The following is an 11043-nucleotide window of genomic DNA, read 5'->3' as shown; positions in this document are numbered from 1 at the left end:
AGATGCTTGCTCAACAAAACTTGGGTTGGATTTGAAAAATCCTGCTTCCTAACCTAAGCCCCTCGTTTTTCCGTCAAATCAATGAACGGAGCTATCTGCGCAACGCTATATTGGGGCCGCCGAGCGACGATAGTCGTCAGGAAACTGAGCAATCATAAAAAACTCGGTCCAAAGCAGGGCTTTGAACCGAGACGGTAGGTCAAAAACAGCTGTCTTTTCAGCTGTAGGAAACCAGCAGTATTGTTTAAGCTTTACGGGAGTAGTACTCAACCACCAACAGCTCGTTGACGTTGAGAGCCACCCATTCTCGATCAATAATGCCGTTGACCTTTGCGGCTAGCTTATCCTTGTCGAGTTCCAGGTGAGTGGGAACGTTGGCCAAACCGGGGAATTCCAAATTGGCGGTAACCATTTTCTTAGAGGCATCGCGATCGCGAACGGCAATCACATCGCCAGGACGGCACTGGTAGCTAGCAATATCTAACACTCGACCGTTGACGGTAATGTGACCGTGGTTAACCAGTTGCCGCGCTGCCGGAATCGTGGGAGCAAACCCAAGTCGGAAAATCGTGTTGTCGAGGCGCATTTCCAGCAGCTGCAAAATTACCAAACCAGTGGAGCCGCCAGCTCGCCGCGCCTTTTTCACATAGCGGACTAGTTGCTTTTCACTAACACCGTAGTTAAAGCGAAGCTTTTGCTTCTCTTCCAGACGAATGGCGTACTCGGTCTTTTTCTTGCGAGCTTGACCATGTTGTCCGGGGGGATAAGCCTTACGAGGGGATTTACGAGATAGACCGGGCAGTTCACCCAGACGGCGAACGACTCTGAGTCGCGGTCCTCTATAACGAGACATGCAAATTTCTCCAGTGTTTAGATGTCAATTAGTTGCCACCCCCGCATCTAGGGATTGCGTATCAACGAACCAAGAGGTGGTGGCGATACTCTCGGTCGGCAAAGAACGAAGGAAATGAAGTCGAGCGATTACCAGCTGGACTTCACCACACCAGGTAAAAGACCTTGGTGAGCCATTTCTCGCAGCTGGTTACGGCAAAGGCCAAAGTCGCGGTAATAGCCACGAGGCCGACCGGTTTTCCAACAGCGATTACGAAGACGAGTTCGAGAGCTGGCCCGAGGCAGCTGCTGAATTTTGCGATGAACCGCAAATTTAGCCCCAGGGCCTTCAGCTTGTTCGAACTCTTCCATTAGTGCAGCACGCTTTTCAGCGTATTTTGCCACTAGCTTTTCACGTTTGCGCTCGCGCGCGACCATGCTTTTTTTAGCCATGCAATTTATCTGGTTTGGTAATTTTCAACACAGTCTATGATTTTAACGCAGTGGACTTGTCTTCGTAAAGATCAATCTTGTCGGCAAGAGGCTGTGTCTTGGTTATTCTTCCAATTGTTCGCGGTAGAAACTCTGCAAAAGGGTTTCCAGGCGTTCTTCTGGGGTGCAGTCGAGTAACCCGTCGAGCACATCAACAAGGCGGGCTGCTGTTTCGCCCAGGGTCGGGCTCAGCGCCCAAATGTCTTGTACCCAGTCTTCGGCGGTACTGTTGGTAAAGACGAGGCGTTCTAGGAGTTGTTTGGTTTCGTCTGAAGATAGGGGCATGGGGAAAGAGTGTGAGGGTGGTTGGGTCTGAGGGTCGCTGAGTGGGTTAGCGTTGCCGATCCGCAGGGTTGGGGGACAGGGAGTGTGAGGGGGGTTGGGTGTGAGGGTGGCAGGCAGGGCTAGCGGTTGATGAAGTGGTGAATTTTTTGGACGGCGCTTTCCAGTACGCTTGGGGGCTGGACGAGGGCGATGCGGACGTAGCCTTCGCCGTGTTTGCCAAAGCCGCGTCCGGGGGCCAGGGCGACGCCTGTGGCCTCGACGAGTTGGACACAAAAGTTGATGGAGTCTTGTGCCCACGGTTCGGGGAGTTTGACCCAGAGGTATTGGGTGGCGTTGGGTTTGGGGATGGGCCAGCCAACTTTCGTCATCGCGTCTACAAAGGCGTCGCGCCGCTGGCGAAAGGTGTTGACGGTTTGCTGCACACCGTCTTGGGAGCCGGAAAGGGCCGCGATCGCCCCTCGCACGATGCCGGGATACTGGTTGAAATCAATTACGGCTTTGACCTGTCGCAAGGCTTTGATCAACTGCGCGTTGCCGATCGCATAGCCGACTCGGAACCCGCCCATGTTGTATGACTTGGACATGGAGTAAAACTCAATGGAAACGCTTTTGTCGCGATCGGCTTGCAAGACGGACGGGGCGGGTTCGCCGGTATAGGTGACATCGCCATAGGGAAAATCGTGAACCAGGGCAAGATTGTGGGCCCGGCAAAACGCTACAGCCTCTTGCCAGAAATCTAGAGAAGCATAGCCAGTGGTGGGGTTGTGGGGATAGCTGAGCACCATCATGCGGGACTGGGCGAGCACGGCGGGAGGAATCTCGTCAAACCGGGGGAGGAAGCCGTTTTCCGCTAGCAGGGGCATGGTGTAAAACTGACCACTCGCGAGATGCACGCCGCCCGCATGGGAGGGATAGCCGGGATCAGTCAGCAGGGCAAAATCGCCGGGATTTAACAACGCGAGAGGCAGGTGGGCGGTACCTTCTTGGGAGCCAATCAGTAATAGAACTTCGGTTTCTGGATCGACGGGCACACCAAACTTGCGGGTGTACCATTCAGCAGCCGTTTGCCGGAAGGGCAGGGTGCTCTGAAAGAGGGAATAGCCGTGAGTGCTGGTGTCGTAGAGGGCTTCGGCGATGGTATCGAGCACAGCGGGGGCCGTGGGCAGATCAGACGAGCCGAGGGATAGGTCAATGATCGTTTGTCCGGTCTGGCGTGCCTGGGCTTTGGCGCGATCCATATCGGCGAAAACGTTGGTTTGAAGGGGAGCGAGGCGATCGGCAAATTGCATGGGTCTGACCACGTGACGGCGGCAATTTCCACCTTATCGCAGGTTTTGAGATGTTTGAGAGCCTTGGGGAGCAGAGGTTGGGAAATAATGCCGATTCTTCTAGTGGCAACTTGCGGGGACTTTTAAGACGGAGATACAAACTTTGTTGAGGATCTGCTCGATGGGGCAGTTTCGATTGGGTGCATCCCAGTTTCGTTACCCTCACCCTAAATCCCTCTCCCAATGCTGGGAGAGGGACTTGTCCGGCCCCCCTTCTCCCAGTTTTGGGAGAAGGGGTTGGGGGATGAGGGCCCAATTTACAAAAGTGGTATGCACTCGTTTCGATTTGCCCCCATCGAGCAGCGTTCAAAATGGAGAATGCAGTACTGTTTACCATTGCGGTCACGCCTCTCAGCGTGCCGCCGAGCAGGCGATGATTTGATTGGGGCGAGGGCTCAATCAGATCATCGCGACTGTAGCCGAAACGGTTTCAGTGGGGGCGATCGCTACTGGGGCACAAAACGACCGGGGCCGGTGGTGCGCACAATGTCGGGGGTCAGATAGCTAGCGGCTTGGAGAATCGTGGCGATGCAACCCGTCCAGCCGGTTTGGTGACTGGCACCGATGCCCGCGCCGTTGTCTCCATGAAAGTATTCGTAAAACAGAATCAACTCATTCCAGTAAGGATCGGTTTGAAACTTGTCGGCACCGCCATAGACCGGACGATTGCCCGCTTCATTACGGGCAAAAATGCTCACCAGGCGGTTGGCGATTTCGGCGGCGGCTTCAAAAAGGGTGACATAGTTGCCTGACCCAGTGGGGCATTCCACCTTGAAGTCATCGCCGTAGTAGCTATAAAGGTGAACCAGCGATCGCAACAGCAACAAATTGACCGGCATCCAGATGGGACCGCGCCAGTTGGAGTTGCCCCCAAACATGCCCGTGTTGGAGTCGCCCGGCAAATAATCCACGCGAAACTCTTGCCGACCGTGGTGAAACACGTAGGGATGCTCTTCGTGATATTTCGATAAGGCGCGAATCCCGTATTCGCTCAAAAACTCGTTCTCATCCAATAAATAGGCGAGAATGCGGCGCAGCTTGTCGGCATTTACGACAGACAGCATGCGGCGCCCCTGCAAACCAGGCTCCGTGGGTAGATGGATGGCGTGGGTGAGTTCGGGGTGGCGCTTGAGGAAGAGATTGGCGCGCTCCACAAAATTCGGTAGTTTTTCAAAGACTTCGGGTGGAAAGACGGCGATCGCCATCAGCACCAGCATGCCCACCATCGATCGCACTTTGATGCGGGTGGCACTGCCATCGGGAAAGCGGAGGACATCGTAGAAGAAACCATCGGCCTCGTCCCACAGTTCGTCCATATTGTCGCCCACGCGATCCATCGCGCCCGCGATCCACAATGTATGTTCAAAAAACTTGATCGCCATGTCTTCATACAGGGGATCATGCAGCGCCAACTCGATCGCAATCTGCAACATCCGCTGACTAAAAAAGGCCATCCACGCCGTGCCATCGGCTTGTTCCAGATACCCCCCGGTGGGCAGGGGCGAACTGCGATCGAACACGCCGATGTTGTCTAGACCCAAAAAGCCGCCTTCGAAGACGTTATTGCCGCTGGCGTCTTTGCGATTGACCCACCAGGTGAAGTTGATTAGCAGTTTGGAAAAAGCGTATTTGAGAAATTCAATGTCGCCTTCGCCATTGTTGATCTCCTTTTCCCGAGCGTAGGTTTCCCAAGTGGCCCAGGCGTGCACGGGCGGATTCACGTCGCTGAAATTCCATTCATAAGCGGGAATTTGGCCATTGGGGTGCAGGTAATCTTCCCGCAGCATCAGGGTGAGCTGTTCTTTGGCAAAATCGGGGTCAATGATGCTGATGGGCAACATGTGAAAGGCCAGATCCCAGGCGGCATACCAGGGATATTCCCACTTGTCGGGCATGGAGATAATGTCATCGTTCAGCATGTGGTACCAATCGCTATTCCGCACGCCATGCCGCTGGGCGGCACTCATCCAAGGCGTGATCTGATGCTCCTCTAGCCACTGATCCACGTCGTAGTAAAAATACTGCTTAGTCCACATCATGCCCGCGAGCGCCTGACGGAAAATGTTGGCGCGATCGCGATCGGCGAGCAACGCCGGCGGCATGACATTGGCATAAAACTCATCGGTTTCTTGCTGGCGGGCCGCAAAAATGGCCTCAAAATCGTCAAACGGTTGGTTGATGTGCAGGTCCGCCGCAGACAGGCGCAACCAGATGACTTCCGTGGCACCAGGGGCGATCGTCAACGTGTAATGGGCCGCCACTTTCGTCCCCGTATTGGCCGGATTCACCACGCTACTCTGCCTCTGCACCACATAGTTGTGAATGCTGTCCTTGACAAACGGGCTGGCGTTCGGCGCGCCAAACAACCGTTCCTGATTCGTTTCATTTTCGGTGAATAGGAGCGGCACACCCCCCTGGCAATGCAGCACATAATCGCTCAAGAACGGCTTCAGCGCTTCATCAGTGAGGCTGGCTCTCACGGCACTATGGTCAAGCCCGTCCACTTTTTGCAACACAGGCTTGGAACCGCCCACCTCCCAAGACCAGGTATTGCGAAACCACAATGTCGGCAGCAGGTGAAGGGGCGCAGCTTCGGGGCCACGATTCGCCACCGAAAGTTTAATCAACACATCCTCGGGGCCGCCCTTGGCGTATTCCACAAACACATCAAAGTAACGGTTCTCGTCAAAGATGCCCGTGTCCAGCAGTTCATATTCCGGCACATCCCGCCCGAGGGAGCCGTTGGTCTTCACTAAGTCCTCGTAGGGATATGCCTGCTGCGGATACTTGTAGAGGTATTTCATGTAGGCGTGGGTGGGCGAGCTGTCTAAATAGAAGTAGTATTCTTTGACATCTTCGCCATGGTTGCCTTCGCTGTTGGTCAGGCCAAATAGTCGCTCTTTGAGAATGGGGTCGTGACCATTCCACAGGGTGATCGCAAAGCACAGTAATTGATGATCATCACTGAGCCCGGCCAAACCGTCTTCGCCCCAGCGATAGGCCCGCGATCGCGCATGGTCATGGGGAAAGTAGTTCCAGGCATCGCCATTGTCACTGTAGTCTTCGCGCACCGTGCCCCATTGCCGCTCACTCAAATACGGCCCCCACTTTTTCCAGGGCTGTTGCTGCAATTTGGCAGCCTGTAAGCGCTGTTGCTCTGCGTTCATACATTCATCCTTTGGTAGTAATGGGGCACTTCCTGAAAAGGCTGCCCTGAGAGATGAGTAGACATCGTCCCAGGCAGCGATCGCGCTCAGGACAACGGCTTTTGTAGCTATCAAGATGACTCGGTCAAGCGAGAGGAACCCGATTACTTATGGCTGAAAGGCTAGCAACCAAAGCCCTCACAAATCAGAAACGAATTGATTGTAATGTATGCCCTTTTGCGACAGATTCCAATAATTTCTCATAACCAGGTAAACATTAGGTTTAGAAGGGGTTTGAAACGTTCTCTGTGCCCTGTTTTTACCTTTCTGAGAGGCTGAGAGGTAAAACCCAGAATCAATATTGGATGTCTCTGGGAGCCGACTGCGGATCATCCCCAATGCCAGGAGAGTATGCAGCGGCGATCGCGCCCCAGCCGACTTGAGGTGTGCTCTCGCAATGCAAGTTCCCTCGTTGGCTAACGTCGAGTCACGAGCCCCAACCAGCGGCAATCCTGAATGCGGGCGATTTCCTTAACGTCAACCGCAACTGTCGCCACGAATGTTTCAACCTTGAAAGATCGCCTGAGCAATTGAAGGTGGCGCAGGCCCATCAAAAAAGCCAGTGGGCCGCGATCGCTGCCCACTGGCCCAACAGTTTCGTCGTCTGTGATTTAAAGATTGTCGAGCTGAGTCTTGAGTTCTTCAAGCTCCGCGTCAACGGCGGCATCCTTAGGCGCAGCCACCGGTTCATCAGCAGCGGGGAGCTGGTTATGATCGGGGGCACTGCCTGATAGTTGCGCTTTCATCGCCGCCAATTCGTCATCCACATCACCGCCCGCTTCTAACGCCGCAAATTGACTTTCCAGATCGGAACCCGCCAGCTCTTGCGCCGCTTGCGACTTGGCTTCCATCATCAGCACTTTTTCTTCCATGCGCTCAAACGCCCCCATGGCGCTGCTGGTATTCATGGAAGTCATGGTGCTCTGCAACTGTTCGTTGGCTTTAGCAGCGCTGACTCGCGCCTTGAGCATATCTTTCTTCGTCTTGGCTTCCGAAATCTTGCTTTCCAAGCCAATCAAATTTTTCTTGAGCTGCTCGACTTGGGTGGCTTGGCCGTCAAGCTGCGTTTTTAAGGTGTTGGCGGTTTCACTCTGCGTTTTCTTCCGAGTTAAAGCTTCGCGCGCTAAATTCTCATCACCTTTCTGCAACGCCAGCTGAGCCCGCTGATGCCAGGTGTTAGCTTCTGATTGAGCCCGCTCGTACTGCTGCTGTACCCGCTTTTGGGAAGCGATCGCCTTCGCAACGGCCTGCCGCATTTGCACCAGGTCTTCCTGCATGTCAATGATGGCCTGATCCAAGATCTTTTCCGGATCCTCTGCACCACTAACGGCGGCGTTTAGATTAGAGCGAACGACGCGGCTGACTCGATCAAACAACCCCATGATTCTGTAGTTCCTTCTAAGTTTGCTGTGTTACCGGGAGGCACCTCCCAATCAGTCTCGTAGCCTCTAACCCCTATTATTCGGTTCACAACCTGACGCATCAGGAGAACCTGGCTTGAAACTAGATAACTGATGACAAGCAACAGGGCGGTTGCCTGCTCTAGTCTTAACACATGACTCCGTTGCCTGAGACATTCTAATCAGCAGGTGTAACACCGATTTTCTGCAATAGGGCTCCCAAATTTTGGGTCTGGACTCTCCGCCACTTTTCCCGAGGTCTCAACGTTGGCTGCCCCTCAAGGGCGATATTCTGGGGTTACTGTTTGGACAGTTATCAGGCCGAACTGATTGGATGCCAGGTTTTGAGCAATTGAGTCAGACGTTGGTTAAACGTGTCAATCACTCGTTTATCCTCTGCTCTCACCGCTTTAAGATGTTGGTTCACATCATTGATCCGACCCTGTCTGTAATCTCTGGTGTAGCGGGATAGCTGCTCCCAACTGCTCAGCTGGGGGTCAACAGATAGGCAATATGAATGGAGTTGAAGGAGTTCCGATCTCAAGTTGTCAAGCTGAATCAAGATCCTAATGCGATTGCGGTTTAGGCTATCGACTTGCTGCTGTCTCAGCATGTTAACCTGCTGATAAATAGCCAGTTCTTGTTGATAGCGGTAGTAGCGATTGCGATCTAGATTCCGTTCATCTGGTGAGGCAACCGGCTGAACATCACACGCGCTCTCATAACGTTGAATCCAACGTTGGTGAGCCGCAATTCTGGCATTGAGTGCTATCACAGCCTGGTTTTCGTTAGCAATAAATCTTTCTTGGGCGGTGAGATAGAGCCAAGCGGCATCTAAGAGTGCCTCAAGCGCTTCAAACGGTGGTATATCTGCGCCGATAAAGGTAACTCTGCTGGTGGTAATATCGGGAAAATGGTCTCGACTAGCAAAGTCAAGCACAGGTGAGGGCTGCGCAGATGAATCAACCGCTTCGAAAAACTCCCTGAGCCCTGCCCGCAATTGAGCTAGCCATTCTTGCAACTCTCTCCAAAGCCACACCAATGAGTTGGACATGAGACATCTTCTGTCACAAAGCAGACTCACTCAGCATATTTCAGCGCGCAGAACAATTTCGTCCGCAGGTTACCGGCAGATGGGGAACACTTTCTATTCGTTGGTGACGTCTTTGAGATCTTGAGCCTCCCATTTGAGGACAGAGGCGTTAATGCCTTGCTCTTGCTTGCGCTTAGAGTCAGCTTCGAACCATTGAATAATTTGCTGCGGAGTCAACTCTGAGATCGGCGTTTCACAGTCTTCAGCGATCGCCTTCAGCAGCTTACTGGTGGAAATAGTCAGTCGCGTGAGAAATTTTTCGGGCGAAGTGAGCAGGGCTTTATCGACGTCGGCGGATTCTTCGGGCGTAAGGAATTGTACGGATTGGTCGAACATCTGAATAAACTTAAGTGGCAGAGCGATCGGGTAACTGCATCGATCTATCAAATCGCGTCGTGACGCTAGTAAAGATATCAACACTACCCAATTTCAGCATACTCAGTATTGCAGCTATGCTTCAGAAAACTAAAAAAATGTGTCGCTAAGCTTACAGCTGCTTGGCGACACCAAGTCATTTCTTTAGCGCTTACTATCACTCAAGTCTGGCGAGCTATGGCCATCTAAACTCAATTGATTTTTGTGATTTTTGTAATTGCTTTAACTCTTTCTTCGTAAGTTTTTTGCCAGTCCCCGTATTGTTAGCTCGCTCTTGACGATCTAGATCTGGCAATTTGAGTGCAATGCCTGCAGCCAACCAGTAATAGACATTCACTGGATCAACATCTAACGGGTAGTAGTAAGGAAAGTAACTGATGAACAACACAAAGGTGAACATCGCTGCTCCGTAGCCACGTAGGTTTGGGTCTTTGATAGAACGATAAGCTTTGAAGGTGGTGATGACTAAAATTGTGAACAGCGATAAGAGTAAAATCAACCCCAACGGAGCCATTTCATACAGCACCTTAGAGTGATACGTTTCCACAAGAACGGTCTTGCCAAAAATTCGGGCAGCGTTCGTAGCTCGCCCTAATCCCCTGCCCAGTAACCCTTGTTGTTGATCCATCGCCCACTCTAGCTGGTGGGTAATGAATTTTGTAGGAGGGGCAGCATTCCACCGGCTGACAAAACTGTCAATACTGCCTGAGAGCACCTCAGGATATTGAATCGCTAAGAAAACTAGAATGCCAGCCAGCCCCACAGCAATTGGCAAAAATCGCTTGGGCTGCAGTAGCTGCCCAGTCATGAGGAGCAGCAGCACCACGGAGGCAGGGACTAGCGCTAGAGCAATGCGCTGCCCCGAAACTACGGCCATGACCCCGACCATGACCATAGCGAGAATGCCAATGCCACGCCAGATAATTGAGCGATCGTTAAAGGCAGTGCCAAAAGCAAAGAAAGTGCTGGAAATTAAAAACCAGGCCCACTGCCAGGGCGCCACGAAGGTTCCAGGCAAACGAATAACTCCAAATTGGGGTGAATATAAAAGGGCTCCGCCTACAAAGCATCGAGCCTCTAGAGATGCCTTGAATAGATCATCGCCCTCACCTTGCGTAGGAGGACACATTCCTGTTTTCAACATCATGTATTGAACAAAGCCGAGAGCACAGCAAATGATGATCAAAACAGCTTGAGTACGTAATAAAAAATAGAGATTTTCTTTGCTGCGAATAAGATAGTGGATGCAAGTAATAAGCAAGAGGTAGCCAACTAAAGCTTTTAATCCTAAAACACCTAGTAAAATAGGCTGCTCACCATTCGATGAAAGCTGCTGAGAGCCATTTACAAATAGGAGAATTGCTATCGAGTAACTCATAAATACGATAAGTGGCAGTCTTAATGCAGGCGGTTGTACAAGCGGTTGTTTGTATTTTTGGCAAAACAGAATTACTGTCAAAAGAGCTGGGAAGAAAATAGCGTCTTTGGCGAGTGTGAGTATGGCACTGCCGCCTAAGGCATAAGTGACCGTGCCACTAATGGGTAAATAAAAGATAAAGCCATAAATGGCATATCGAGGAAAGCGATAGGACAGTGCTAGACAAGCGATCGCGGCCCCACCAGCAACGCCGAGCTTGGGTTCAGCTATAAAGCTAATGATGGCTCCCAACACGACACTGACTAAAAGTATGGGAATGATTGCAGAAATCACCCGCTGCCGATCTTGGGCCTTAGCACGGGCAATTCTGCGCAGTTCTTTTTTTGAAAGTTGAGGCTCAGCTGCCGCTGCTGCCTGAGCCTGCTGCTTTTTCTTAGCTTTGCTTTTGGGCTTAACTTTAGTCTTGGGCATAGGGACTAATGCGGGACAATAACTGGCGGAGAGGAAAGGTAACTGCTGGGGCAGCGATCGCTCCTTCGGAGCACGGACCCAGGCGGTTTTGGGGATAACATGGCTTCGCCCATTCTCTGAGCTCCCTTACAACCGGACGGTGCTAGTGAATCTTGGCAACTGAGCTAACGGCAACTGGTTAAAG

At 52.2% G+C, this 11043-nt stretch carries 9 protein-coding genes; all 9 read right to left on the bottom strand.

The genetic code is table 11. The features are described from left to right. Nucleotides 1–244 precede the first annotated feature (244 nt). Nucleotides 245–853, bottom strand: coding sequence for a 30S ribosomal protein S4 (gene rpsD, locus DYY88_RS19220; protein ID WP_039725473.1), 609 nt, complete (start codon nucleotides 851–853; stop codon nucleotides 245–247). Between the two features lie 128 nt (nucleotides 854–981). Beyond that, nucleotides 982–1284, bottom strand: a complete 303-nt coding sequence (rpsN, locus tag DYY88_RS19215) for a 30S ribosomal protein S14 (RefSeq protein ID WP_039725472.1) — start codon at nucleotides 1282–1284, stop codon at nucleotides 982–984. A gap of 102 nt (nucleotides 1285–1386) precedes the next feature. Beyond that, entirely contained in the window at nucleotides 1387–1608 is a 222-nt protein-coding gene (locus DYY88_RS19210) for a hypothetical protein (RefSeq protein ID WP_039725471.1), read from the bottom strand. 119 nt (nucleotides 1609–1727) lie between these two features. Then, nucleotides 1728–2897, bottom strand: coding sequence for an LL-diaminopimelate aminotransferase (locus DYY88_RS19205; RefSeq protein ID WP_039725470.1), 1170 nt, complete (start codon nucleotides 2895–2897; stop codon nucleotides 1728–1730). 485 nt (nucleotides 2898–3382) lie between these two features. Next, entirely contained in the window at nucleotides 3383–6103 is a 2721-nt protein-coding gene (locus DYY88_RS19195) for an MGH1-like glycoside hydrolase domain-containing protein (protein WP_039725469.1), read from the bottom strand. Between the two features lie 650 nt (nucleotides 6104–6753). After that, on the bottom strand, nucleotides 6754–7524 hold the full coding sequence (locus tag DYY88_RS19190; RefSeq protein ID WP_039725468.1) for a PspA/IM30 family protein: 771 nt from the start codon (nucleotides 7522–7524) through the stop codon (nucleotides 6754–6756). Nucleotides 7525–7858: 334 nt separating this feature from the next. Further along, the gene (locus DYY88_RS19185) at nucleotides 7859–8596 is read right to left on the bottom strand and encodes a hypothetical protein (protein WP_039725467.1); all 738 of its coding nucleotides are present in this window, start codon (nucleotides 8594–8596) and stop codon (nucleotides 7859–7861) included. Between the two features lie 93 nt (nucleotides 8597–8689). Then, on the bottom strand, nucleotides 8690–8971 hold the full coding sequence (locus tag DYY88_RS19180; protein WP_039725466.1) for an NDH complex assembly factor CRR9: 282 nt from the start codon (nucleotides 8969–8971) through the stop codon (nucleotides 8690–8692). Between the two features lie 214 nt (nucleotides 8972–9185). Beyond that, nucleotides 9186–10859: a hormogonium polysaccharide biosynthesis protein HpsL gene (gene hpsL, locus DYY88_RS19175; protein ID WP_044150965.1), complete on the bottom strand. Its 1674-nt coding sequence runs from the start codon at nucleotides 10857–10859 to the stop codon at nucleotides 9186–9188. Between the last annotated feature and the right edge of the window lie 184 nt (nucleotides 10860–11043).

The sequence above is a fragment of the Leptolyngbya iicbica LK genome (genome assembly GCF_004212215.1).
Taxonomy (GTDB): domain Bacteria; phylum Cyanobacteriota; class Cyanobacteriia; order Phormidesmidales; family Phormidesmidaceae; genus Halomicronema; species Halomicronema iicbica.
Note: the sequence above shows the minus strand (reverse complement) of the source record. Positions and strands in the feature narration are given on the sequence as shown.

What these genes read in the sequence shown, in the direction of transcription:
- DYY88_RS19210 (WP_039725471.1), bottom strand. Translation starts at nt 1,608, where the DNA reads ATGCCCCTATCTTCAGACGAAACCAAACAACTCCTAGAACGCCTCGTC.
- DYY88_RS19195 (WP_039725469.1), bottom strand. Translation starts at nt 6,103, where the DNA reads ATGAACGCAGAGCAACAGCGCTTACAGGCTGCCAAATTGCAGCAACAG.
- DYY88_RS19185 (WP_039725467.1), bottom strand. Translation starts at nt 8,596, where the DNA reads ATGTCCAACTCATTGGTGTGGCTTTGGAGAGAGTTGCAAGAATGGCTA.
- hpsL (WP_044150965.1), bottom strand. Translation starts at nt 10,859, where the DNA reads ATGCCCAAGACTAAAGTTAAGCCCAAAAGCAAAGCTAAGAAAAAGCAG.
- rpsN (WP_039725472.1), bottom strand. Translation starts at nt 1,284, where the DNA reads ATGGCTAAAAAAAGCATGGTCGCGCGCGAGCGCAAACGTGAAAAGCTA.
- rpsD (WP_039725473.1), bottom strand. Translation starts at nt 853, where the DNA reads ATGTCTCGTTATAGAGGACCGCGACTCAGAGTCGTTCGCCGTCTGGGT.
- DYY88_RS19180 (WP_039725466.1), bottom strand. Translation starts at nt 8,971, where the DNA reads ATGTTCGACCAATCCGTACAATTCCTTACGCCCGAAGAATCCGCCGAC.
- DYY88_RS19205 (WP_039725470.1), bottom strand. Translation starts at nt 2,897, where the DNA reads ATGCAATTTGCCGATCGCCTCGCTCCCCTTCAAACCAACGTTTTCGCC.
- DYY88_RS19190 (WP_039725468.1), bottom strand. Translation starts at nt 7,524, where the DNA reads ATGGGGTTGTTTGATCGAGTCAGCCGCGTCGTTCGCTCTAATCTAAAC.